Consider the following 25,961-nt stretch of genomic DNA (forward strand, 5'->3'; position numbering starts at 1 on the left):
ATGGAGTTCGAAATGAATATTAAGTTATTAAGAAATTCGGTATTGATTGGATTGTCGGGATGTTATTTCGTATTAATCAGTGTTCACACGGGTAGTATCCTGTCATTAGTTACCTCAGAGGATGTCACATCGCTTTGTGCGTCCAGTACAGTGGTCCTGATTTTTTTATGTATATGTTGGTTTTCTGGGCTGTTATTGTTTGGTATTTCTCTTCCTCGAACGTTCCTTGCGGTTAGAGATTATTGGCAATCACGTAGTTACCATGATTTATTGCATGTGATTCGTTATTTCACCCTTAATTATTGCCTATTTATTTTTCCAGACTTCATTTTACGCTACGGCTCATTCGCCCATAAAATTTTTACCACGAGCTCATTGTGCCTCGTCATCGCAGTGATTGGTGTTTTTTTAGCTTGGAATCGTTATTGCGGGCTTGATTATAAGGAGATAGCAGAATGCCTCTAATCATTGGTTTATTCCTGCAGTTCATGGTGTTCGTAGATTGCATGGCACATACCTTTTCAGTGTATGTGAGCTTTTCGATGCCCAAGCAATTATTAATTGAAACACTCCAAGAGAGCGTTCAGTTAAATATCCCGGTCTACTTAAACGGATTACATCAGGATTCTATGGAGAAAACGGTTCATAAAATTATGAACTTAACTCAACGTGTACCAAACCTCAATTTGCAAATCGATCCCACCGCATTTGAACGATACGCCATTACGTCAGTTCCCGCGTTAGTCGTGGACAATGGCAAAGAATTTGATGTGATTTATGGGAACTTATCCTTAACAAAGGGATTGGAACGAATTGCACTGCAAGGCGTTAGCGGGTTGAGCCTGAACCAATTGCGAGGCCGTGATGAACGCTAAACGATTTCTTATCATTGGGTTGTTGAGTGGTTGTGCCTTGGCTGCGAATAAAAATGATGCTTTGACGGCTCGCGAAAGTGCTATGAATGCGCTAAAAGGATTGAATCCTTCAGTGATTATACCTGGTTTTACAGAGAGTCCTAAAGAACAAACTTTAAAGGCCAAGGAATTAAAACGTTCAGGGATTAATGCATTAAGTTCGAATGCAACCGGACAGGAGATTTATCGTAATGCAGGAAGGCATGCGTCTCGATTATCGCCTAACAGTCCTGAGGTTCGTTATGCGGAACAGCTACTCGATAATCCGCAAGAGGTACTCAATGGTGCATGTTATATCCAAAAAGCGGAGTGTAGCGAAAACCGCTCGGATCATACTTGTTTCGAATCCATTGCCTATAAGGGGGCAACTTGTGCAGAGGAATTGAAGGTTTCCGTCCAACCGATTAGTCAAACAGTGACCCGAAAAATCAAAGTATCCCCTTACGGTTTAGAAACCACAGTCGATCTAAGTCATTGTGCTAAGGGCGAATGGCTTTGTTCTGATGCGCATTTAATCAAGTTTTTAGACCGATGTGAGGGAGTGGATGTTTCTGTTACTACAAATAACAGAAAGAGAAACCTTACAAAAATCCCTACCTGTACCGATCCCACATTCAAAATAAAACGTTCTCATTGGGAGCGCGAACTCAAATTAACCATCACGCTGACGCAAAAAATTACGGATGACGAGTGGATGCATCGTGATTGCGACAGAATCCAAACTCAAACGAATCAAGGACAGTGCTTCATTAAAGAAGCCAATACGTGCTTGGATGCCAACCAGACGCGATGGATTAATGGGGTGCTCGTCTCACGTCCTTGCTGGAAGCAAGAATATCACTATCAATGTATGTACATCACCAGCAGTGGATGTACTGGTTTGATTAATCAAGGATGCTCCCAAGTCGGGTCGCAATGCAGTGCATTATCACAGAATCAATGTACCCAATATGAACAAACATTTCGGTGCATGGAACAACAATGCCTTCCTGAAAAAACCGTTTGCCCAGGAACTGTGGGCTGTGCCGATGGTAAGTGTGATGAGTCTCAAATAGAAGAAAGCACTGATGCCGGGGAAGGCATTTCTCGACTGGGTGTTTTATTTGGTGCTGCAGGCGATGTGGCTGCCAATCAAATTCGTAGTGGGGTTACGGCAATATTCAAAGGGCATAACTCAACGTGTAGAAAGGTATTTGCAAACATGCGTAATTGTTGCGGCAGCAGTTATCAGATGACGCATTGCAGTGATGATGAAAAACGTCTTGCTAAAGCCAAAGAGGAAGGACGTGCATTTAAGGTGGGTGAGTATTGTGCTAAGCGAATGATGGGATGTGTGGAGACGAAAGAATCATGGTGTGTTTTTCCGAATGCTCTTGCGGCCATTATTCAAATTCAAGGACGTTACAGCCAGTTGGGAATCAGTTTTGGCCGAGCTAAAGATGACGACAATGAGGCGAATTGTCGGGGGGTATCTCCTGAGGAGTTAGAACGCATTAATTTTTCTGCGCTGGATATGTCGCTCATTGAAAAAGAATTTGTCGAGCTAATGACTCCTCCGAATAATGGGCAAATTAGCCAGGTGAATCAGTCTCGCATTCAACACTTGAGTGCACAGGGGAAGGCTCATGACTAAAGTGTTATTTATTATCTTAATGGTGTGTAGCTCTTGGTGTTTTGCTGAAGAGGAGCCTGTGGGCTTTCTTTGGTACAACATAAAAAAAGAAAAATCGCTCCAAGCGAAAAAAAGAGCCCCAGAAGTTAAAAAAGGTGTTCCGTTTAACCAACTTAGTTTCACTCAGCGGGATGCGGTACTCAGGTTCTACACCATGGAAGCCTTGCATAAAGCACGCCATACAAAACGTGTAGAGGATATGCGCGTGTTTTTAAGCTTACAGCATTATTGGTTGGAAGAATCTTCACGATTTAAACAACTCTTTCAACAAACGATGCTGGCTTATCCCGAATACGATTATACCGTAACCCATCCTACTTCAAATATTGGAGCCAAAATAACGGATGAGTTTCGTGATAAAGCACGAACACATTTGATTTCTAAAATGGCACAAACCCATGGGGTGTTATTTTTTTATCGCGGTAAAAGTCCATACGACATCAAGCAAATTCCCATTATTTCTGATTTTTGTAAGCGATTTAATTTAGCGCTGATGCCAGTGAGTGTGGATGGGGTGATTGCACCCGAACTACCGGGTTCACGGGTGGATGTTGGGCAAGCCAATCAGATGAAGGTGCGTTATTTCCCGGCTATTTTGTTGGTTAATCCAAACAGCAAGAAGACTGCTCCGCTGGCTTTTGGATTAACCACGCAGGATGTATTAATGGAACGATTTGAACAGGTGGCAACCCAATTTAAAGGAGGTAGTGTATGAGCTCGGTTCGACTGTTAGGAATTGTATTGATGTTTTATTCATTGGGTGCTTCGAGTCAGGCGGCATGGTTATCTGATTTAATTTCTGAAAAGGAGCGTCCACAAGTTGAACGTCGGGGCATTCAACCTATTCAATCACCAGAAGATGGGTTTTATAAAAACCATGGATTTATCTTATTCTACGGCAGTCAGTGTCCTCACTGCAGACAGTTTGCCCCGATTTTAAAACAATGGGCAAGCCAACATCATGTGCGTATCTTGCCTTTGTCATTAGACAATCAGCCCTTGGCTGAGTTTCCCCAATTTATTCCGGCAACTACCGAATGGATTAATGCGGCATTTCAAGGAAATCCGATTAATTACCCCGCTCTTTTTATGGTAAATCCTGATACCAAACAACTCTTTCCCGTGGCATTTGGGGCTATGAGTTATGTGGAGCTTGATACGAGGATGGAACAACTGATACCTCTAATTAAGGCTCATGAGCATCAAGGCGGTGCCTTATGAGCGCACTTTTATTATTACTTATAAGCTTGGCCTCTAATCCGCCAGAGGATAGGAGCCGGGAGCACTTTTTTGATGATATTCAATTTAAAGGTGCAGTTCCGAGCAATGGGTTTGCTGAGCGAATTGCTGATGAAGCTTGGCCTAAATCACGTGAACTTTCTTCGCATCCAGAATCTAAGCCGAAGAGGAGGGGAATATGAAGCGATTGATGGCCAGTTTCTTGTTAATGGGTTCAAGCGCACTTCATGCCAATGTTGGCTCTGATTTGGATGCTTTTTTTAATGGGATGGGGTATGCCTCCAACGTGACCTCACCAGCTGCTTATGAGTCGCAGGCTGCAGGGTTTTTTGGTGGAGGCTCTTTATATGCTCGCAATCAAATAAGGCAATATCAATTGATTCAGTTGGATTTACCCAGCTACCGAGCGGGATGTGGGGGGATTGATTTATTTACCGGCAGCATGAGTTTTTTAAGCAGTCAAAAGTTGGTGGATTTGGGTAAATCCGTGATGACCAATGCGGGAGCCTATGCTGTGGATGTGATGTTGGCCTCAACAGTACCCGAACTCAAACAAGTTCGAGACTTTTTACAACAGTTAGAGCAAATGGCCAATCATTCAAGCATTAACTCCTGCCAGCTTGCTGAAAATCTAGTGGGTGGAATGTGGCCCAAAACAGCGGCAAGCCAACAAAAGGTGTGTAAAGACCAAGCGGCTATGGGCAAAGAAGGGTTGTACAGTGATTATGTTCAAGCGCGAATGGCGTGTTCGGGTAGAGGTTTTGATTCGGTTATGGATAAAGCATCTAAAGATGAAGAGCGTAAGAAGCAGGTTGTACTTAACAAAAATTTAGTTTGGTCCATTTTACAATCCAAGTCATTTCTCAATACCGATTCAGAACTTGCAGAAATGGTGATGAGTTTAACAGGGACGCTCATCATCGATAGGCAAGGTAAGGTGACGAATGTGCCTTCATTGGCTGGAAATGCAGATTTGATTAATGCGTTAATAGGAACTCAAGCCGGTGTTCATACTGCAAAAATTTGGCGTTGTACTGACTCTGGAAGTGCCAGTCAATGCATGACGGTCAAATTATCAGACGTAACCATTCCTGAAAAATCAACATTAACTTATAGAATTCGAGAAATGATCAACAGTCTTCGTAACAAGCTAGTGTCTGATCAAGCACCGGAAGCTCAGGATAAAAGTTTTTTGAGTATGATTTCTTTACCGGTAATGAAGTTTTTGCAGGTTCTTTTAAGTACCCAATATGCGAGTGCCGCGGTTGATGTAGAAGAATATTCAATGTTGATTGCTCAAGATCTACTGACTCACTATTTAACCGAGTTGCTTACGGAAGTGGATAATGCAACATCCGGCTCTGAGCTGAATGAGGATTTAATCAAACAAGTTCAAAAAAGAGTACGTGAGGCACAAGTTAAGGTTGCATCAATCGAGCCGCAAATTGGCAAAAAACTTCAAGAGAAACTTGCGTTAATCGAGCGCGTTGCACGCGTTGAAAAGCAAGTTGCATCGAATATGAATAGCGTGGGGGCTTAAATACTATGGTTACGATTCATGTGCTTGCTTGTGGCGAGTTGTTTGAGCTAGTCCTCAATGCACTGGCGGCGTTTCTTAAACAAGACAGTTTTGAAGGATTACTGCGGATTACTGCTCTTGCCGGGATCATTATGGTTTCTGCCGGCTTTTTAAAAGCACGCGATCCCATGATATTTGCTCGTTGGTTTGTTGCCTATTTGCTTTGTACGAACGTGGTTATTCTTCCTAAAACTACAGTAGAAATAGAAGACATCACCGCGCAAAAAGTTAAATTAGTGGATAATGTCCCGGTGGTTTTTGCCCTAACCGCCTCTCTAATTACTACGGTAGGCTACGGGCTTGCGCAAACTTATGACATGTTGATGAGCATTCCAATCGGAAATCGTAATCCCATGCCGCAGGAGTTACTTTATACACGTACCGGAGCTTTGTTTGGTTCACGTCTGGTACAGACTGCCACCTCATTTCGCATTACCGATCCGGTGTTAAAAGAAGAAATGAACGATTATTTCCGCGTTTGTGTCGTTGGGGACATTCGTATTAATCGTAAGTACAGCGTAGGCGAGTTGTCTGAGTCAAAAGACATTTGGAATTTAATATCAGCTAAAGCCTCCCCATTAAGGATGATTCAAGTAGGCGATAAGTTGGTGACGTGTAAAGAGGCCGCTTCAGAAAAAGGCACTTACAGTTTGCGTAAAAAATTAGAACAGGAAATTAATAGAGCATATAAAATTTTTGGCGTGAGTCTTTTTGGAAAACCTCAAAACACGACGTATCAGAACTTATTTGAAACTCATCTAAAGTCTTCTTTTGAGTATTACCAAGGCTTAACCGATACCTCCAGTAATATCTTTTTGCAAAGTATGATGATCAATGCAATGCGAGATGGAATAGGAAATTATCAAGCATTTACTGATGCGACCGCCGGTGTGGTGAATCAGCAATTCTCTAAGTCTCAAGTACAGCATCGTTGGAGTTGGCAAGCTATGGAGCATAAAGCCCTATGGATTTTACCCATTATGCATACCTGCTTAACCATGTTGCTCTTTGGTGTCTTTCCATTGATTCTCGTATTAACCAGTCTGCCCAATGGCATAAAAATTTTGTCAGGATACCTTCAGTTTTTTATCTCATTGCAATTTTGGCCGGTTATGTTTGCCATATTAAATGTGGGGATGACTGCGTATGGGGCTTCTTCCTCAAGTGAGTTTGGTCAATTTTCCATGGTTAACTTGGATAAAATTGATGAATTACATGCCGATGTAGCAGGAACTTGCGGATTTATCATGATGATGATTCCCTTTATTTCCTTAGGCTTTGTCACCAATTTTAGTGGCGCATTTAATAATTTAGCCACCTCCATGATGAGCCATATGCAAGGTTCTAGTATGTCGGCCGCAAGTGAAGCAGCCAGTGGGTCGTTTAGTATTGGCCAAACCAGTTTTTATAATACGAATGCGAATAATATGTCCGCAAACAAACATGATTCGAATTGGACCCATTTACATGGAATGCGTACAGAGCAAATGGGAAGTGGGGTATTAAAAACAGTAACAGGAAGTGGCGAAACCGTATTTGATATGGGTCCGGGAATGTCTCGAAATGCGGTATCCATTAATTCATCAGATGGTTTAAGTGCCTCATTGAATGATGCTTATGAACAGACTACTCAAGCCGCGCGCAATCAAGCGGCTCATTACCAAACGGCTTTGTCTAATGCAGCACATCGTGGATTGCAACTGTCTCAACTTTCGGGACACGATTTGCGATTGGGGGATGGGGTTTCTCAGAGTGACTCAGGGCAATTTTCAAAAGCCTTATCGACCATGAAGCATATTGCTGAAGATGTCGCGAGTCGAACAGGAGTGAGTACCGAAGAAGCATATTCACGCCTTATTTCTAATGGGATTGGTGGTCATGCAGGGGTTCGATCCGACAGCAGTCTTGCTGGCAAGGTGATTAAATATGGAACAGGCTTTAGTGCGGGTGTTGATGCGCATGTTAAAGCAGAAGGTTCTTCTTCGGACAGTGCACGTTCTCATAGTGGCGCGGATGCATCCATTTCTGCACGGCAAGCTCAAGACTTTAATAATGCGATGAATTATGTCAAAAACTTTGCCCAAACGCATCATTTTGATGAGAGCCATTCGACTGCAGCCAGTTTAAGTTCACAACTCGGAGCGGATTTACGAGATGCCCAAACAGCAAGTCATAGCTACGATGCAAGTATGGCCAAATCACAACGTATTAGCCAAGCTAAAAGTTATGTGGAATCCCATGGCTCACAAATTACAACAGATTTAAATCAGGCGTTTCCCAAATATGTGGAGCAGCGTGTTGGTCAATCTCAACGAGATGAGCTCTTTAGCCATCCTGGTGATTCCCAGTCCTTACATCAATTAAATACGTTGGGACAGGATTTTATTGCCCAGCGCCGAGATGCGTTAATCTCTGAGTTCGGAGGAGCTCAACATAAAGATGAGGTTCATGCTTATTATGCTAAAGAGAACAATCGCCTGGAAGGAAAAGAGCACGAGTTGGCAACTCAATATCATGGGAACAGTAACCGAATGGGACAAAGCGCCAGCACCTTAGACCTGGGAGTAGATTCTCAAAAAGCTCACGAACTGCAACAGCAAGTGGGTCATAATGTGTTGCAAAAACAGGTTCAAATAGACCAAGGTAATCAACGCATGACGGAACAACATGAGGTTATTGCTCATGAAACACAAACCACTGTTATGGGCGGGAGGGAGGAGGCTAAGAAAAATACGCTAAATCCTAAAAACTGGCTCAAAGAAAATCAATTACATCCCAAGGAGTAATCTAAATGAAAGAAATGGAATTAAAACAAGCGATAAAAGCGGATATTGCGCTATTGCCTTCACTCGATTTTGATGTGGTTCCAGTGCGCGCTTATTACTCGGGACTTTTAACACTCATTGGCGGTTGTTTTTGGAAAATGGGCTTAATCGTTTTGTTAGCGACATGTTACGTAGAGTCTTCACTTAGAAATGGTTCTATTTTTGCTAGCAGAGAGCTCGTATTTGATATCTTATTAAGTTCTTTTTTAATAACTTTTGTCGGCGTAGTGATGCTCCTTCCTTCGCTCACACAATACTATCTAATCAAAATCCATTTAAACCATCGGATTCAAACTGGCTCTTTATTAGTCAAAAAGTTAAAACAAGTCGGTTGGGTTTTTATCGCCGTGTTTGGGGCTTGTTGCTGTTTTGTAATGCAATGCCCTGATCCTTTTGCGTTCCGAATATTTCTTGGCTTTTCCTACTTCGCGGCCTTATTTGCATCCTACATTGTATTAAGCATGGAAATGAGCCGCGTTGGAGCCAGTGTTTTATTCGATTTGGTAAATCAATGGGTGAATAAAAAATAATAATCAACCGCCTAATCTAAACACCAACAAATAGAGCTTATTTTAGCCATTTATTCTCAGTGGCCGCGTAAGCTTTGTCTAAAAAAGGAGAACTAACTGATGCAGGCCGAGCCTAATTTCAAACATTATACCCGTGGGGGGCAAATAAGTTTTCATAATTTGAGGATGTGGGATCAAATCACCAAAACGCTAGTGACCGTATGTTTTTGCTTGTGGGTTGTTTTTACGTGTCTTATTTCTTGGTTGCTACTCCCTACAGAGAAACTCACTCATGCACTGGCTTATTACTATGCTTCTTTGCTCGATTTTTCCGGTAAATCACACACCTTTACGTTGTCATTTAATGGGAAAATTTATCACCAATCTGTAAAGCAAATCATGAACTACTCCTATTTTGAGACGAATGCGCGCCACATGGTGGATAGGGTAGGCCAGTCAGCACTCATTGGGTTTGTATTGGCTTGTATCGTGGGGCTTTGTTTGGCGGCCTATTTTATTCGAAGAGGAAAGTCTCAAACCGATAATCAATTTATTCGTGGCGCATCTCAAGTTCCTGCTTCCGAACTGAAACAACAAATCATCAAACAGAAGCAAAACTCAGACCTGAATCTTGATGGATTACCATTAATAAAGAATTCCGAAGTACAGCATTTGTTAGTCCATGGCACGGTGGGTATGGGTAAAAGTCAATTCATTATGAAATTGATGGACGTGATTCGTGCTCGGGGGGATCGGGTTATTGTCTATGACAAAGGGTGTACGTTTACTCAAGCTTATTTTCAAGAAGGCCATGATATTTTACTGAATCCGTTTGATGAGCGTTGTGCGAATTGGGATTTATGGCGGGAAGCGCCCAAAGATGAACTTTTGGAGAATATGGCAGAAAGCCTAATTCCTATGCATGGAGAAAACGATCCCTTTTGGGTAAATGCGGCGCGCACCGTGTTCGCGTCAGTAGCCAGTCGCATGAGAGAAGATAAAGACCGTTCTTTATCGAAGCTATTACGACTCTTGGTCACTGGAGAGTTTGATGAGCTTGAACCCTATCTTGTAGGAACGGCTGCGGCAACCTTGGTCAGTAGTAAAATTGAAAAAACCGCCATCTCGATTCGGTCAGTGATCACGACTTATCTTAAGTCCCTCCACTCGTTGAACGGACTGGAACAATCAGGACAAGAAGTATTTTCAATCAGAGATTATCTCTTAAATAAAGAGTTATCAGGATGGCTTTTTATTTCTTCGAATGGGGAGCAGCACAAATCGTTAAAACCGCTTATATCGATGTGGATTGCAATGGCATCGTTGACTCTTTTAAGTCTGGAGGAGGACTCTAATCGCCGTATTTGGTTCATTTGTGATGAGTTACCCAGTTTGCATAAATTACCCTTACTGGGAGAAACCATAGCAGAGGTGCGAAAATTTGGAGGTTGCTTTTTATTAGGAATGCAAAGTTATAGTCAACTTGAGAAAGTATATGGACGAAGTGGGGCTTCTGAAATATTTGACTTGCTCAATACGCGTGCTTTTTTTGCAAGTCCTAGCAGTCAGATGGCGCAACTAGTGAGCAAAGAGTTAGGTGAGGAGGAGATTGATGATACACGAGAAAACTACTCTTATGGGGCAAATTCAATTCGTGATGGTATTTCATTAGGGAAAAATAGAATTACTCGCCCTTTAGTTACCTACCCCGAGATTATGAATTTAGCGCCACTGTCTTGTTATTTGCGCCTCCCTGGAGAGTTTCCCATTACGAAACTCGAACTTAAACTTCAAAAAAGAAAAGCCAAATCAGAAGGATTTATCCCTCGTGAGCTGCCTGTCGAAGTAGCGCAGCACACTGCATTTGAATCGTTACTCGAAAATCTTGAATCAAGTGATTCACGTTTAGAAACAAAGCCTACCTCTTCATCCAAAAGTAAAGAATCCGAATGGGATATGGAATCAATTTTTTAATCTAAGGAATCAATGATGTTAAGTCTTCGTGTGCAGCCAATCAAAAAAGCGTCTTATTATTATGACAAGGAAAATTATTATTTCTCAAACCAACTTACGACTGAATGGGTTGGTTTCAGTGCAGAAAAACAAAACTTATCTGGTGAGGTAGAGGTTCAGACCCTAGAACAACTTGTTGGTGGTGTTTTGCCTAGTGGGGATGTGATCGGATTCCAAACCCATCAAGGTGAGATCAAACACCGTGGAGGCTATGATTTAACTTTTTCAGCACCTAAATCGGTTTCCTATCTTGGCTTGGTTGCAGGACATAAAGAATTTATTGATTTGCACTTAAATGCAGTAAAAACGGTATTAAAGGTGATTGAGAAAGAAGCCGCACAGGCACGAAAAACAGGAAAGTCCGGGGTGGAATATGAACATACCGGAAATCTTTGTTTTGCAACCATTCTTCACGATACGTCAAGAGAACTCGATCCACAACTTCATGTCCATGCCTTAATGATGAATTTTACAGAGCGTCTGGACGGAAAATGGCGTGCTCTTGCTTCAGATATTAGTCGTAATCACGGAACCATGGAATGGATTATGAATAATCAGATTTTATTAGGTCTGATTTATCGTTCTGAGATTGCATTAGGTTTGAATGAGATGGGGTTGGAAATAGAAAGTACTGGTGATGCCCATGGGCTTTTCGAAATTAAACACTTTGATAAAGGCCTTTTAGAATGTTTATCAAAACGGCGAGGACAAGTTAAGGAAGAAGTTAAAGGAATGCGCTCTAGCTCATTAAAAGCATACGATAGAGCAACTCTTGATTCTCGAAAAGAAAAAACCGTGGTTTCCCCTGAAGCATTGCGTGAGCGGTGGACCAATGAAAGTAACGTTTTTGGTATTGACCCTTCCTCTTATTTTTCACAATTAAAAGAAAAGACGGCTCAATCGCGCTCGGTAAAGGATTCCCAGGTGAGCTCGGATGAATTGGGTATGAACGTGATGTATGCAATTAAGCATTTAGAAGAAAAGAAGTTAAGTTTTACTCATCATGAACTCTTGCAAACTAGTCTGTACTTTTCTATGGGTGAGCATAACTTTGAGACATTATTAGCTCAAATAGACAATGTACTTAAAGAAAAAAAAATTATTCCGCTTAATGAAGAGGATACTCGTTTCACTACTCCAGATTTGATCAAAAAAGAACACGAACTTCTTAATCGAATTAACCAATTTCCATCGCAAAAAAAAGCGATTCATTGGGGAAAAGAAAAAGAAGGGGGCAATGAGCATATCCAAAAAGTGGTCACTGAGGCGTTGTCATCCAAAGACAGCCTTGTGCGGATAAGGCAACAAAGTGCTTTATCCCGTGAAGTATTAAGCACGCTGATTGACTGTGCGGAAGAGTCTAAAAAGGTTCGAATCTTATCCCCCACCGCACTCACTTCTCAAAACATCAATCAAGAATTTACGAAACGGCCATCCACATTATGGCAGTGGGTGCTCTCTATAGGTAAAGAAGATTTATGTGATACGGTGTCTGGTTTTAATTACCGTCACGAATCGGAACATCGTCTGCCTTTTTTTAACAGTAAAAAGGAACGTGAATTGCTGATTGTTGATGATTCGCAACGCCTGTCTCCAGATGACTTAAATAAATTGCTGTCTATTGCGGAACAACGTTTAGCCAAAGTCGTTTTTTTAGAGAAGTCTCAGTCCATAACTGGCTTTAAATCGGATATCCCCGAGCTGTTAGATAAAGCCCAGATGAATACAATCGATGTTAATGATAGACCGTTACGTCAAACCAATATTACCTTGGTGGAGGCGCGAAAAAAAGAAGATCGAATCCTTAAAACGGCACAACTCTATCAATCTCTTACCAGCACTCAGAGAAAAAATACCCAAATACTAACTCACTCCAAATTGGAGGCAAATGAAGTGAATCAGTCTATACGTACTCAGCTCAAAGAACACGGTGAGCTATCAAAGGAGGAGCGTATTATTTCTATATTAACGCCTATTTCGTTAACAGAAAGTGAGAAAAAAATGGCAAAGAGTTATCAAGAAGGGATGATACTCATTCAAAAAACACGTTCTGTTTCGCAGAAATTAAAAGTAATTGGGGTTAATGAACAAGCAAACCAGCTCATAATACGAAATGCGCATGGAATGAAATCCATGATTTCGACAAATAAATTATCGAAAACAACACAAATCTATGAACCAACCCAAATGCCTGTGGCTATTGGGGAAAAACTTGTTGCTACTGGAAATCTTGCGTTAGAAGGGATACGTTTAGGGGCTCAATATGAAGTATCTGAATTTACTCCTCATGGGATTAAAATCAAGTCAGGTAAAGACACGATTCATTTGGATCTGGATACTGAAAAGCATTTTCCTATGAATTATGCGTATACGAAGACAATCTATGCCCATGACTTTAAATCCACAGATCGAATCATCGCAACAATGCCCGCATACTCACTACGCCAAAATATTGTTTCTTTGCTGTCAGAGTCAAGCAAGGAAGAATTGCATATTGTTACTGATGATGTAGATAAAGCCAATCGTTATGCCCAAAAGGCTTCACCTAAACAGACCGCAATTTCTTTAACGTTAGAAGCAGCACAAAGGCACCATGGTGCTCTAGTGCTCGATAATGCCAGCAGCAAACAACTCATTATGGCACTAGAAGATGCATTAACTCGTTTATCCTTAGAAAAACCAATTAAGGAGGACAGTGAAAAAGCATTGGCCTTTGCAATCGCTCATCTTGGAGAGCGAGAAGCGGCATTTAAACGTAGCGAATTACTTGAAGCGGCTATCCATAAGGTCATAGGACGTGTGGATTATAAAGAGTTAAATGAAAAATTGGATTATTTACTTGAAAAAGGAGAATTAATCGCAGGTGGCAATGACTTTTTAACGACAAAAGAGGCAGTGTTTTTCGAAGAGTCAATAATCTCTACGGTTAAATCCGGCATTAATTCGGTGAAACCGTTAATCACTGAAGAGGATGCCCGGAAACAATTAGTATCGGCTCAATTAACTAAAGGTCAAAAAGAAGCCTGTGAACTAATCACAACATCCCCAGATCAATTTAATATGATTCAAGGATATGCGGGTACAGGAAAAACTACGATGACCAAAACGGCGATCGATACCATTCAATACGCAATTTCTATGGTTAAAGAAGAGATGCAAATCATTGCAGTGGCTCCTACGCATCAAGCGGTAAAAGAAATGAGGGCTTTAGGGATAGAGTCTCAGACCTTGAAAAGCTTTCTTATTGCTCAAGAGCAAGAACCTACTTTATCTTCGAATGTCCTTGTGCTACTTGATGAGTCGTCAATGGTTTCCAATAGGGATTGCGCCAGTCTTGTTCAAGTAATTAAAGATTCAGGAGCTCGGTGTACCTTATTAGGTGATGTAAGCCAACATCAAAGTATCGAAAGTGGAAAGCCTAGCAAACTAATGATGCAAGAGGGAAGCATACGCGTAGCGTGCATGGACGATATCGTGCGACAGCAGGTTATCGAATATAAAAACGCCGTTGAAACCTTAATCCAAGGAGATCCAGAAAAAGCGTTAGCGCAATTAAGCGCTCTCCCCCGTGATCTTATTGAGCGAAAAGATACGAATAGCCCTTACCACGAATTAACCTCCTCGTTAGTAGTAACGGATGAGTCGTTAGACAATCGCTTATCTGCGGTACAAAAAGGAGAGAACAGGGAAGAAGGATTGAATGACAATATGTGTCTTAAAATGGCTGTGGGCGATTATTTGTCTCGAACGAATGAGGTTCGGGACAAAACCATAGTGATTATTCATGAAAATAAAAAAAGAGAGCTCGCAAATAATCTTATTCGAGAGGCGTTAATTCAAGAGAAAACGCTTGGGGCAGAGAATATCTCATTTCCCAGGTTACTGAGCACCAACTACACAACGGCGGAGCTCTATTTTTGCGAAACATATCAAGAATGTCTGAATAAAGGCACATTTTATTTAAAACGAGAAGGCGAATATTTTAAAGTGACATCGATTGATGAGTCGAAAAAGGTAGTTTTGCTAGAGGATTTAAAAGGAAATAAATCCTTTTTTGTTCCTGAAAAAGAAAATAAAGATTGGAAAATTGAATTGTTTCAATCAGCTCCGGCAAAAATCTCTGTTGGTGAAAAAATTCACTTTAAGAAGTCAGATAAATCTTTGGAACGATTTGCTAACGAGCGCTTACAAGTAACTCAGGCTAAAGAGGGGGCTATAGTTGTTAAAGACAGTTCCGGTTCAGAGCACCACTTGAGTAAAGATGATATGAAAGATGCTCACTGGGATTACAGCTATACAGCAACCAGTTATTCAATTCAGGGGGCTTCTTCTCCTTTTGTGATTGGAGTAGCTGAGACAGGCAATGATAAGGTAAATCACTTTCGTTCGTTCTATATCATGTTAACGCGAGGCTCATTGCACGCGATGCTCTACACCGATGACCGAAATAAATTACAAGCTCAGCTTCGTGTTACTCCTGAAAAAACTTCAGCCTTAGAAGCGTTAAATCGTATTAATCCCAATATTAAAACCAGTAGTAAAGAGGTGCAAAATAGCCCAAGAAAATCCCAGGACATTAGACAGAGTAAACCTGTTAAGTTAGCGAGCAGACCTTATTATGATGCAAATATCATTTCGCAAAATCTGTCGAATCATGCCGAAGTGATTCTCGAGAATTTGCTTGGGCAACCTAATAGGGAACTTTCTTCTAAGAACGAGTATCGTTATGGTACTTATGGAAGTTTGGTCATTTGTTTGCATGGGGATAAGAGAGGAGTTTGGTACAACCATGAAACTTTGGAAAAGGGAAATTTGCTCCATCTGATACAAAAAACGTTAAACTTGGATTTCAAACAAAGTCTTTCATATGCCGCTAAATTAACAGGAGATGATTTAAAGGAGCAGTTAAAAGAAAGGGGGAATAGACAGTACGAGCCCAAAGAAATCAAGAAAAGTGAGCCCAATAAAACTCAAGATTATGCATTGCAATTAGCTCGCGAATCAAAACCAATAAATGGGACTTTGGCTGAAAAATATTTAACGGAAATTAGAGGGATTCATCATGTGTCCGGTGACAATCTACGATATCACCCTGGAGTGTTTACAAAAAAAACTGAGGCTGAACACTATAAGCCTGCACTCCTATATTTGTCCCGAGATAAAGACAATAAAGTGACAGCAGTTGAAGCGGTGTATTTAGATAAACTGACAGGGAATAAAGCATCTCTAGGAATAAAATCAAAAAGGTCTTATGGAGATAAAAATGGTTCGGGTGTTATCTTAAATAAAGGCGAGAAGGACTCAGTTACATACTTAGCAGAGGGAGGCGAAACAGCCCTTAGTGTCCGCGATGCGGTGCCTAATGAACGTGTTATTACAACGCTAGGTAAAGGCAATTTTAAAACTATTCACATGGATCTTTTAACTGATAAGGTTGTGCTTTGTCTTGATAATGATGGCAAACCCATCGGTAAAGACAAGGTAATTATTGAAGCTATTGAGCGTTTAAAACATCATGGGAAATCTGTGCAAATTGTAATTCCCCAACGAGAAAAAGACTTTAACGATATAAGTAAATTAAGGGGTATTCCTGGTGTTGTTGAGGCTCTGAGTAAGGCGGTAAGCATTGATAAATTTATGAGTAATACAAATAAAATTGAAGTAACCTCAGAAAAAATTGCGGAGTGCTTAGAGTCTATTTCCAGTAAGCTTAACTTGGAAATACCTAAGGAAAAAACCATGTCAATTGATAAAATAAAAACGCTTCAGCGAGAGGAAATGCAAATATATTAAATTCGAGAAAAACTTATTACCTAGGAATTAAATGAAAAAATTTATTGGATTAATGACTTTATCCTTAGTAAACGGGGCTGCCGTTTATCTTATATTTCTGTATGTGGCAATCGCTTGTTCAACGAACCCGGATAATTTCTTTGGATTTTCTTATGAGCCATCTGGAACGCAACTATTATACTATTTATTTTCTTTGCCGTTCTTTGTGCTTTTAGTAATAATAAATGGTATACAAAGTTATTATTTTAGCATTAACAAATGGTTATCATACGTCCTTATTGGGATATGGATAATGTATTTTTTATTATTAGAATTTGTAGATAAAGTACTCCATTTTACAAATTGGAATGAACTTTTCTACTGGGGTAGTTTAAGCATTTCCTTAATGGCAATTATACTCATTGTGTACATCAGTTATTTGCAAGTTAAGCAGTTATTATCACAACCATCCTAAGTTATTTCGGGTTCATTTTAGCAGATTTAATTGAATTAATTTTACAAAATTAAATCTGCTTCTTGTTTTAGTTACTGATATATCCTTCGATAAAATTGTCTACCTTTTTCTTAAGTTCTGCGATGTGCTCGTCTGCTGTATTTGATTCACCTGCCAATTTATTTTTGTCGTAAACGCAACGGAAAATATCAGCGCTAATTCCTAATAATCTTAATAAGTGTGTGGTGTGCTGCTTATTAAGTTCGGCCTCTTTTTCGATACGTAATTTTTCGTCTTCACTTAAGGGAGGATTTTCTTTGTTGTGTAGGTAGACCTTAATACCCAACTCGATCATTTCTTTCATGGTTTGAGATGATGAGGAGTGATCCTCCTCTTGTTTGATTGCATCTAATTGATCGATTGTTTTTTGTGTTAAGTAACAATAAGCCTTCGGCATATGACCCTCTTTATGGTTTTGAACTAGGTTGATCTCATATTAAGTACTAGAATTATATCATGTGAGGGTGGGTGTCTAAAGGGTGTGTTCCATTAAATTTTACTCCATTAGCAATCATTATATAGGTGTGGATTAGGTGTTGACTAATCATAACATATTGATTATTATTAAAGAGTGGATCAACACCTTGAACTTTTTGACTTATTAAAAAGTTTAAAAACCAATTACTCTCGTAACTATATGATTTATATTTGAAAAATTAAAAGCAATGACAGTTGCGAGGGGTGTGTTACTTTCAAAGGAGTTATATCTTCTTACCTTTGTTGCTTATAGGCTATTATTGTTTTGATATGTTTTATTTGAATTTTGGTTAGCGCATATAAATTGCGCGATTGTGATTGGTTAATTTTATTCGTGAACCGCGCTCTCTAAATGTGGAGAGTTTAGGTAAAGGAGAGACATATGATGAGCTTAATAAAAAAGATTTTAAAACCAATTGTGAAAATTATTGCTGTTCGCGATCTTACAGAGGACGAAAGAAACAATTTAACAAAAAGATGTTTGCAGCGTTCAGCCTTAACTGAAACAAGAGTAAATCCGGCTACTGGATTGCCAATGACGGGTTGTCTTGATCTCAATGGTAGCTCATATGGAACAAGTAATTCCTTCAACGACTATCATCGAAGCACCGATCACTTTCGTTCTAATTCATTCGGATCTTATTGAAGCTATGATTCATTAGGTAATCATTATTCATCGCGATGAATTCCTCTTTAGTTAACACGAAGCATTCTAAAGCGAAAGGTGTGCTGCATTTTATATTAGAACCTTTATGTTAATGTTTGTTCCCGTGTAACTTTTCTTATTAGATGATTTATTAGAGCGCAGGGAAATTGCGTGTTTGTGATTTTTAAGTTTAGGCGTATTTGTGTATTTCACTCAAAAGTATCATTAATAAAGTTAATCTAACTATATTTAAACCTGCTACTTATTTAAGGATTTCATTGGGTTTAATATAGTAAAATATAAGCTAGATTTTTATATGGTCATATTTACCTTTATGTTAAAATTGAATCTTTAAAAATACCTAATTTTTGGAGTTTTATTATGGCTAAAGTTAAAAGGAATTTATCAGATATGGAAAAAAGTTTGCAGGAAACAATTGCCGATGCTCAAAGCAAGCTTACTGCAATACAAGAGAAGCAGAAATTGAATTTAGGAAAGCTAGCCTATAAGCATGGACTCAACGAATTTGATTTGGATTTACTAGATAGTGAATTCAAAAAGCTAGCAACCGCTTTAGCTAATAAATAATAACTTTGGTTTTTATTGGGATGGGATTTTCAATAAATGCTGATTATTAGAATTAGCGTTTTGTTATATCGCCAAATATTTGAAAATAGGAACTGTAAATATTCATGATGACCATAAACATTAGATCGCTGCAACGTAAAATATATTTAGCAAGTTTATGTTTTCATTTTCTGAAGAGAAAGGTGTTATTTTTAGTGCTTATTATTATTTTAATTAACATGAAATCTATTTTTTCTTATATAAAAAATCTTTTCCTTCCAATTCTCAATCAAATAGATACTTTGATTTCAAACCATGAAACTATTTATTACGCAGTTATTTTAACAATTAATGCAATAGTAATAATCCACGCATTTACTAGGGGCAGGAGATGAAATAAAAATATGGACAACTAACTTTTTTTCTATCTTAGAACAAAAGCCCCGAAGGGCTTTAACCTCTTTAATTCTCTTCAAGAGTTTTTAGTATTGGTTTAATATAATGCTCATAACTGAATGCTGCATTTAAGGTAAACTTTCGCACCCAGGCATTATTTCGATTTCGTGAAAACTTAAATGCTTTTTCTTTAAGTAGAGTTCTTATTTCCTCACTTGGCTTGAAACCAAAGTGAATGCAAATCTTTTGATCGTCACTAATTGTTACCTTAATCCCATTTTCAAATTCGTCATCTATCGTTTTAGAATTTGTCTTTTCTACCTCGTTTATTCTTTTTTTATAACGAGTAATATTAGCCCCTAAATTTTGCAACTCCCATCTTTCAAAACCTATAATTTTTCCACGATAATTTGGTTTCAATAAACCTGCTATTTGTGTTTCATTTAAATTGAATTCCGTGTGCAATAGGCTTTTAAACTCTGCTAGTTTTTCGGGTGATATATCTGGACAACCATTTTTAAAATACTTTCTAATCAATTTATTGATAGCCTTCATTTCTTCACGTTGCGCTTCCAATTTCTCAATTTTATTCTCAATTTTTTCACCTGCATTTGGATCGTCAGTTTGGATTGATGAGCCATCACCATAAGGTAATATGAACTTTAAAATATTTTTAACGGATTTGTTTCTAAATTAGGTTATTGCTGTTAATTTGGCATCCGCATAGTTAGAAAGTTTTTGATTTCTTGCAATTGGGAAGTTTGCTGGACCAACAATAAAACTTGACGCAACCTTGGCATATGCGAGCAACCATGAGTTGTATCCAGTGCTTAATTTTTTACGATGAGACTTAAACCATTCCTCAACAATAACATCAAAATCACCTCTTACTTCTGCGCCTCTTTTAGAAGCTTTACAAATTTCATCCAGTACCGTTTTTTTGTCTTTTAAAAGGGATTCTACGTATTCGACACGTACTTGTACCGCTCTTTTTTCGGGTGAGAATGAAGTGTTAACAAAGGCTAGTTCAGCTGCAGATTGGTTAATATCATTTAGAAGGTCTGCTGCTTGAGGAATGTGTTGAATGAGTTCATTTTCTATGTTTGTAACGTAAGTCATGATTTTATCCTTTTGTGTTTTAAACATGTGTGTCTGTAGTAGACATTTATATAATAACATAGTGCCGACATATGTCAACAAATAATTGTTGCAAATTATTGTTCTCAACTCCCTTTGTTTCGTTTCTTATTCCTTAACCCTCCCTGCGTGTATGGCAGCGTTTTATTTCACGTTAATCTTTAACACATAGGACATCATCAACCGTTGGTTTCGTTTTCTCTTCAGAGCATCTAATGTTTTTTGAAGGGGTGCGCCAAGCTTTCTAATTATTTTTTTAGCCATTTTTTATTATCCTTATTGTTTATAATTTTTTTGATATGCCCCGATATAGGGGGCATGCAGTTAATCAATTGCAAGTAAAATCAAGTCTCTCTCAGGATGCTGAATGGCAAAGTCACGTAATGCGTAATATTTATCAATTAAATAATCATCACCTTGTTGCCCAGAAATGCCATTAATCGAAAACAATGTGACAATAACGCTCAAGGCTTCCGGGCTAACAAATCCGTTAAAGCCATTTCCATCAACAAACATTTCCAACGGCTGCTCTAATGCCGGAGCAAGAAAGAATCCCTCGTTGCTTAGCTCGTAGAAATTCCAATACCCGCCGCTGTATTGATAGCACATAGATTGAGCAAGGTAATAAATAATATTTTCAAATTGAATGACATGCCTTTTTACATGTTTGGGGAGGAAGTTTAGGCGATTTTTTTCTACAACGAGTTGCTTATAAATGACTCTATTACGGTTCATTATTAAAAATCCTTATGTGTGTTTCAAACGTGTGTCTTTTCTCAGACATGTATAGAATAGCATATAATCATATTTATACAACAATTATTTGCAACAAATTATTGTTGTAATATCATCGCGCCTGTATTACACTATTTATAATCGAGAAACGTAACTCTTGAGGTTATTTTAATTTATACCTATAATAACCTTAAAGGTTATAATTTGGACAATTCCATGAGCGAATCAAGACGGCCAAGTTATAATTTAAACGATATTAAAAAAGCGTTTAACAATGAACATAAATTACGAATGACGGTATCAGCCAAACAAGGGCAACTAGCGCTTGGCTTCTCCGATCATGATGTAGTAGAAGCCATACAAAGCTTAACAAGTACTGATTTTTATAAATCAATGGAACCAATAAACCCAGGTTTTACCGCTTGGCAAGATGTATATAAAGCTAATTATAAAGGTGTGCATCTTTATATAAAGTTTCAAGTAAACAGTTATGGCGAACTTATTCTCTCATTTAAGGAGAAATAATATGAAAAAAGAACTATGCCCAATTTGTGGCGAACTGGCAGCAAGCCATGAAGAGCGAAGCACAACCTATAACTATAAAGGACACGCATTTTACATCATGCAGCCAGCCCTTTGGTGCGACTCATGTGGGGAAGGGGTTATAAGTCCTGAGGATAACAAAGCCACTGCCTTAGAAATTCAAGGGCATCGCTCACGAATTGATGGTATATTAACGCCTAATGAAATTGCAAAAATACGAAAACACTTAAACCTGAATCAAAAGGATGCCAGTCGTCTATTTGGTGGTGGCATTAACTCGTTTAACCGATATGAACGAGGAACCAACCCAATCCCTAAGCCGTTAAGTATGCTTTTAGTGCTTTTAGACAAACACCCAGAGCAATTACAAGAACTATTAATGTCTCCCGTAGTTAATCCATCGGAACAGAGCGCAAGGAGGCTATAAAATGAAAGAAACCTTACAAATTACATTAAGAAAAAACAGGAGGTCTGAAGATTTAATTCAGATCGCTCGAAAAACCAAAGGTGAAAACATTTCATACAGTTATGGGCAGTCTAATCCCCCCTTACCAGAAGAGGCGATTTTTTCAGAAGCCGAGCTATTTGAAATTTCATGGTTTGACCAAATGGTTAAATTCTTTCATGAGCATCAAGACACTAACGCAACCGATTTAGAGCGCTATAGACTCTTTCTGCCAGAAAATTTTTATCAAGCCATTTATGAATTACACAAAAAATGCCAAGAACACAAAATTGACTATAGACCCGTAGACTCATTGCTTAAGTCCATCATCAACAAGATTAAGGCTACAGAAAAAAGCCTGTATGAAAAAACGGGGATCACCAGTAATGTTCTAAAAGAGATTCATTTTAAAGATCTTTCAGAAAATGCAGATAGACTTAATTCCTCAACCCTGGAACTATTCAAAAAATTGATTGAAATTCCTGATTTTTATAATCAGTTTAAGCAAATTGCTACAAATGAATATAAGAAAAACCCCAATATAAAAATTGGCCATTTTAAGGGTTATGCACAAGGACATGCGCTACCATCAAAATGGATCTGCGCCTGTGCAGTGGATGTAATTTCAAAAAGCGAAAGCCCGTTCAATATTCTCAACTCAGAAGAACTTCTTGATCTTTGGATTAAACCTAAATTACGCTCAGGCTTCGAGCTTTCCCAACTTTTATTCCGATTAAGAGAGATAAAATCGTCACCAGAGTTTATTAGATGCGTAGAAGATATATCCCAACTTTTTTTATAAACATATTAGAAAGGCAATCTTAATGAAAAAATTATCTTGGTGATAAGCTGTTACTTGCTTTTTATGTTCTTCATGGCAATTAGCTTGAGCCTGCTTTTAAATCATTTTGCATCGTCAGGTGTTTATCTTTTTTCCAATTTTAAGCATGAATTAGGAAGTTATAGCAATTTTGTTATAAGTAAATTTCCGTATTTTAATGGACATGAGTACTTTGTAAGTTATGTTTCAGCAGGTATAGGCTTCATATGTTATATGCTGTGCGGAAAAATAGATTATTAGTTGTCGCGCCGTTTATCTAAGCCAGCTTAGCTAGACATAAAAACCAAAAATAATATGAGCTAAATACAACTGCGAGATAAATGACAGCTATATAATTTGTTGAATTGTTTTTATTACTTAGCTTTTACGCAACCAATTTAAAGCTGTTTAGCTCACCCTCTATTTCAATTTTTGTTGTCTAATCGACTAAAAAACTCCGTTGCCCTAGCCTGATTTATTTCCAGCAACCGCCGTTGAAATTGCAAAAAAGTCATTGATTCACATTCGTCTAATTGAAATCTGCTCACGGGCTTAGCATTGTCCAAACATTCTCTAGTACTCCACATCACCCCAACAAGATACTTTTCTTGGTGCTGCGCATAAATAATTTCAGCATGAAGAGGCTTGCTGTTATTGGGAAAATATTTTTGGTGTTCTTGATAGTCTTCACTGCCTTCATCAATTGGCCAAAAGAGTCGTTTTACTTGATAATTTTCGTAGCGATTTTTCCCCCGAGTCACATCCCTTAAAAAATTCTTAAGCCCATTATCTCGTAAATAAGTATGTCCCTCATCACCATAATGCTTAAAAAATAATTCGGAAATTCGATCAATGGGGCTTTTTTCGGCAATAAAAAAATAAGGCCAAAAGATGGGCTTTAGTATAAGATAGGATTTCAGGCTAGGGCGAATTTGAAAGACATCAATATCCATAGTTCTCTTTACTTCATTATACTTCAGCAAGGATTGAATAGAGCCCAAAATATTCATAAATAATCCAGCCACATAAAACGCAAGAACCCAATGAAACAACTCTAATGACATTTCTCAATTACTCCTTTTTAATAGCACTCAATAATTCACCTACTCGATGACGCAACATCGTTGCATGAATGTTATGCCCACGAAACTCATAGTGAGGCCACTTGGAGTGGCACTCTTCCAGTGCAGACAGCATTTCATTGCGAGTCATCGGGGTTTCACTATAGCCAGGCCAATCTTCGTAGTGATTGGTTTTTACATCAACTCGCCACTGAATGACCCACGCTTTTTCTTCATCTGCCTCGTTCATTAAATAACCTATTTCCTACGATTGGTGCCTATTTTACAACAGGGAAGCTCTAGGCGTAAAATAGCGTCTTTAGTTCCAATTATATAGCGCGATTTAATGTCCCATTCTTATTTAGAGCACCCCTTACCCAATCAAGAGCATCCACAAGGATATTGGAAACAGCCCATACCGCTCGTTTATACTCTAAATAATGAAGCCCCTTATCCTTTAGACGCATTACCGAACATACTCCAACGTGTAGTTCACTCCTATCAATGCTATGGACAACAGCCGTTATCCCTAGTCGCGAATGGTGCTTTAGCAAACCTCTCTCTAGCCTGTCAGGCTCATGCTAATGTTGCTCGCGACACCTATTTAACTAGTCCTGTTTCATTATATTTCTTAGTGATTGCCAGCTCAGGAGAGCGTAAAAGTGCTGCGGACTCCCTTTTTTCTAATGCCATTCGTCAGTGGGAAACTAACATAAGAAAAAAACGAGAGCCTGAGCGATTAAGCGCGTTAACTCAGCATAAGGCCTGGCAAATGGAGCGAGATGGCTTGCTCACCCAAATCAAACGCGCCACCTATACCGGTGAAGACAGTGAATACTACAAAGAATTACTTGAAGAGGTAGTTCACCAAGAACCAGACATCCCCATACAGCCTACCTTGTATTTTGAAGATGCAACCCAAGAAGCATTGGCCATTCATTTGGCACACGGCTGGCCAAGTGCCTCCCTATGGTCTGATGAAGCCGGAATCATACTCGGAAGCCACAGCATGCAATCAAACCCGTTGCGTTTTGTTGCCCTGCTCAATCGCTTATGGGAGGGAAAGTCCTTTGCGGCACATCGCAAAACATCCCAAAGCTTCATTATTGAACATCGGCGCTTGACGCTAAATTTAATGATGCAACCCTTGCTGTTAAATCAAATGATTCATCAGGCTACGGGTGTTACCCGTCAAAGCGGTTTTTTGGCGCGTTGCCTTCTCGCCTTCCCTGACAGCTCCATGGGAACTCGTTTTTATCAAGAACCTCCAGAACAACTGATGGGTTTAATCGAATACGAGCAGCGTATCACGCAATGCCTGGAACACTCTCAACGCTTAACCCAAGTGGGGTGTATTAATCTACCCACACTAAAAATGACCGCCGCAGCAAAGCATTTATGGATTCAGTTCTTTAATAGCATTGAATCCGGTCTTACAACCCAAGGGCAGTGGATGGAAATCAAAGATTTTGCCAGCAAAGCCGCTGAAAATGCAGCGCGTCTGGCAGCCCTATTTCATCTTTTTTCAGGACGACTAGGGGACATCGCAGCCGAAGAGATGGAGCAGGCCATTATATTAACCCGCTGGTATTTGTGTGAAGCAAGACGTTTATTAGAGCCTAAGTCGGCAAAGCCCTATCTTGATGAGGCGCGTAAGCTACTTGATTGGCTCTTAGTACGAAAACCCGAAATGCCAACCCCAAGAGAGATACTGCAATTTAGTCCTTTACGTACAAAAGAGCTGCGCGATAACGCATTAGAAACACTCATCGAACATCAGTACATTCGCCTCATCAAGTCAGGAAATAAAACTCGCATTGAACTCAATCCCTACCGCAAATAATCGATATCCAATTCCAATATTTGCTACATCTGCTACATGGGGGCAATAAAGAACTAAACACGCGCCCCTGCCGCTGCACCGCTTAGCATGAATCCAGTAAACACAAGAAGCTCTTGCATTCCCTCTCCACTAAAATTAAGAAGTCCTTCCGTAGCAAAATAAAATCTACGTGAACGCTACACCGAGCTACACTTTTTAAAACTTTAAAAAGACACCCTCTTATATACAAAAGAGGATGTCATTAGCGCCTATAA

At 39.3% G+C, this 25,961-nt stretch carries 24 protein-coding genes; 18 read left to right on the plus strand and 6 right to left on the minus strand.

The features are described from left to right. Positions 1-12 precede the first annotated feature (12 nt). From J2N86_RS15585 to J2N86_RS15640, 12 genes are all read left to right on the plus strand, one after another. On the plus strand, positions 13-465 hold the full coding sequence (locus tag J2N86_RS15585) for a hypothetical protein (RefSeq protein WP_252582815.1): 453 nt from the start codon (positions 13-15) through the stop codon (positions 463-465). Further along, the gene (gene trbC / locus J2N86_RS15590; RefSeq protein WP_252582816.1) at positions 456-875 is read left to right on the plus strand and encodes a type-F conjugative transfer system pilin assembly protein TrbC; all 420 of its coding nucleotides are present in this window, start codon (positions 456-458) and stop codon (positions 873-875) included. The genes J2N86_RS15585 and trbC overlap by 10 nt, the downstream gene beginning before the upstream one ends. Beyond that, on the plus strand, positions 865-2,547 hold the full coding sequence (gene traN / locus J2N86_RS15595) for a conjugal transfer protein TraN (RefSeq protein ID WP_252582817.1): 1,683 nt from the start codon (positions 865-867) through the stop codon (positions 2,545-2,547). The genes trbC and traN overlap by 11 nt, the downstream gene beginning before the upstream one ends. Continuing rightward, on the plus strand, positions 2,540-3,301 hold the full coding sequence (traF, locus tag J2N86_RS15600) for a type-F conjugative transfer system pilin assembly protein TraF (RefSeq protein WP_252582818.1): 762 nt from the start codon (positions 2,540-2,542) through the stop codon (positions 3,299-3,301). The genes traN and traF overlap by 8 nt, the downstream gene beginning before the upstream one ends. After that, the gene (trbB, locus tag J2N86_RS15605; protein ID WP_058532914.1) at positions 3,298-3,807 is read left to right on the plus strand and encodes a type-F conjugative transfer system pilin assembly thiol-disulfide isomerase TrbB; all 510 of its coding nucleotides are present in this window, start codon (positions 3,298-3,300) and stop codon (positions 3,805-3,807) included. The genes traF and trbB overlap by 4 nt, the downstream gene beginning before the upstream one ends. After that, positions 3,804-4,007 (plus strand): hypothetical protein, encoded by a 204-nt coding sequence (locus tag J2N86_RS15610; protein WP_058532913.1) that lies wholly within the window; start codon positions 3,804-3,806, stop codon positions 4,005-4,007. Before trbB ends, J2N86_RS15610 begins: the two co-directional genes overlap by 4 nt. After that, positions 4,004-5,365: a conjugal transfer protein TraH gene (locus J2N86_RS15615; RefSeq protein WP_252582819.1), complete on the plus strand. Its 1,362-nt coding sequence runs from the start codon at positions 4,004-4,006 to the stop codon at positions 5,363-5,365. Before J2N86_RS15610 ends, J2N86_RS15615 begins: the two co-directional genes overlap by 4 nt. Before the next feature lie 5 nt (positions 5,366-5,370). Continuing rightward, positions 5,371-8,190 carry a conjugal transfer mating-pair stabilization protein TraG gene (gene traG / locus J2N86_RS15620; protein WP_252582820.1) on the plus strand — a complete coding sequence of 940 codons (2,820 nt, stop codon included), beginning with the start codon at positions 5,371-5,373 and terminating at the stop codon, positions 8,188-8,190. Positions 8,191-8,195: 5 nt separating this feature from the next. Next, the gene (locus tag J2N86_RS15625; RefSeq protein ID WP_252582821.1) at positions 8,196-8,759 is read left to right on the plus strand and encodes a hypothetical protein; all 564 of its coding nucleotides are present in this window, start codon (positions 8,196-8,198) and stop codon (positions 8,757-8,759) included. 99 nt (positions 8,760-8,858) lie between these two features. Next, positions 8,859-10,712, plus strand: coding sequence for a type IV conjugative transfer system coupling protein TraD (gene traD / locus J2N86_RS15630; protein WP_252582822.1), 1,854 nt, complete (start codon positions 8,859-8,861; stop codon positions 10,710-10,712). Between the two features lie 12 nt (positions 10,713-10,724). Next, positions 10,725-16,544 carry a conjugative transfer relaxase/helicase TraI gene (gene traI / locus J2N86_RS15635; RefSeq protein ID WP_252582823.1) on the plus strand — a complete coding sequence of 1,940 codons (5,820 nt, stop codon included), beginning with the start codon at positions 10,725-10,727 and terminating at the stop codon, positions 16,542-16,544. A 31-nt stretch (positions 16,545-16,575) separates the two neighbouring features. After that, entirely contained in the window at positions 16,576-16,998 is a 423-nt protein-coding gene (locus J2N86_RS15640; RefSeq protein ID WP_252582824.1) for a hypothetical protein, read from the plus strand. A gap of 67 nt (positions 16,999-17,065) precedes the next feature. On the opposite strand, the gene J2N86_RS15645 is transcribed toward J2N86_RS15640, so the two are convergent. After that, positions 17,066-17,434, minus strand: coding sequence for a hypothetical protein (locus J2N86_RS15645; protein WP_252582825.1), 369 nt, complete (start codon positions 17,432-17,434; stop codon positions 17,066-17,068). A 462-nt stretch (positions 17,435-17,896) separates the two neighbouring features. Here J2N86_RS15645 and J2N86_RS15650 point away from each other — a divergent pair, with 462 nt between their 5' ends. Next, complete coding sequence (locus J2N86_RS15650; RefSeq protein WP_252582826.1) at positions 17,897-18,160, plus strand: hypothetical protein; 264 nt, start codon at positions 17,897-17,899, stop codon at positions 18,158-18,160. A gap of 381 nt (positions 18,161-18,541) precedes the next feature. Continuing rightward, a complete protein-coding gene (locus J2N86_RS15655; RefSeq protein ID WP_252582827.1) occupies positions 18,542-18,748 on the plus strand; it encodes a hypothetical protein in 207 nt (68 codons plus the stop codon). Positions 18,749-19,189: 441 nt separating this feature from the next. On the opposite strand, the gene J2N86_RS15660 is transcribed toward J2N86_RS15655, so the two are convergent. From J2N86_RS15660 to J2N86_RS15670, 3 genes are all read right to left on the minus strand, one after another. Further along, positions 19,190-19,699, minus strand: coding sequence for a hypothetical protein (locus tag J2N86_RS15660; protein ID WP_252582828.1), 510 nt, complete (start codon positions 19,697-19,699; stop codon positions 19,190-19,192). A gap of 117 nt (positions 19,700-19,816) precedes the next feature. Next, on the minus strand, positions 19,817-20,242 hold the full coding sequence (locus tag J2N86_RS15665; protein WP_252582829.1) for a hypothetical protein: 426 nt from the start codon (positions 20,240-20,242) through the stop codon (positions 19,817-19,819). A 342-nt stretch (positions 20,243-20,584) separates the two neighbouring features. Continuing rightward, positions 20,585-20,995, minus strand: coding sequence for an antirestriction protein (locus J2N86_RS15670; protein ID WP_252582830.1), 411 nt, complete (start codon positions 20,993-20,995; stop codon positions 20,585-20,587). A gap of 216 nt (positions 20,996-21,211) precedes the next feature. Between J2N86_RS15670 and J2N86_RS15675 the strand changes: the two genes are divergently transcribed. The 3 genes from J2N86_RS15675 to J2N86_RS15685 are packed head-to-tail and all read left to right on the plus strand — an operon-like array spanning position 21,212 to position 22,785. Then, a complete protein-coding gene (locus J2N86_RS15675) occupies positions 21,212-21,520 on the plus strand; it encodes a type II toxin-antitoxin system MqsR family toxin (protein ID WP_133137993.1) in 309 nt (102 codons plus the stop codon). A 1-nt stretch (position 21,521) separates the two neighbouring features. After that, complete coding sequence (locus J2N86_RS15680) at positions 21,522-21,965, plus strand: type II toxin-antitoxin system MqsA family antitoxin (RefSeq protein ID WP_165485215.1); 444 nt, start codon at positions 21,522-21,524, stop codon at positions 21,963-21,965. 1 nt (position 21,966) lies between these two features. Continuing rightward, positions 21,967-22,785 (plus strand): hypothetical protein, encoded by an 819-nt coding sequence (locus J2N86_RS15685; protein WP_133137991.1) that lies wholly within the window; start codon positions 21,967-21,969, stop codon positions 22,783-22,785. A 443-nt stretch (positions 22,786-23,228) separates the two neighbouring features. Here J2N86_RS15685 and J2N86_RS15690 read toward each other — a convergent pair whose 3' ends face one another. Both J2N86_RS15690 and J2N86_RS15695 read right to left on the minus strand, forming a co-directional pair. Then, positions 23,229-23,867, minus strand: coding sequence for a hypothetical protein (locus tag J2N86_RS15690; RefSeq protein WP_252582831.1), 639 nt, complete (start codon positions 23,865-23,867; stop codon positions 23,229-23,231). Positions 23,868-23,874: 7 nt separating this feature from the next. Beyond that, on the minus strand, positions 23,875-24,114 hold the full coding sequence (locus tag J2N86_RS15695) for a hypothetical protein (protein WP_133137989.1): 240 nt from the start codon (positions 24,112-24,114) through the stop codon (positions 23,875-23,877). A 96-nt stretch (positions 24,115-24,210) separates the two neighbouring features. On the opposite strand from J2N86_RS15695, the gene J2N86_RS15700 reads away from it, so the two are divergent. After that, positions 24,211-25,707 (plus strand): YfjI family protein, encoded by a 1,497-nt coding sequence (locus tag J2N86_RS15700; protein ID WP_252582832.1) that lies wholly within the window; start codon positions 24,211-24,213, stop codon positions 25,705-25,707. Positions 25,708-25,961 lie beyond the last annotated feature (254 nt).

Origin of the sequence: Legionella lytica, assembly GCF_023921225.1 — a bacterium.
GTDB classification, from domain to species: Bacteria; Pseudomonadota; Gammaproteobacteria; order Legionellales; family Legionellaceae; genus Legionella; species Legionella lytica.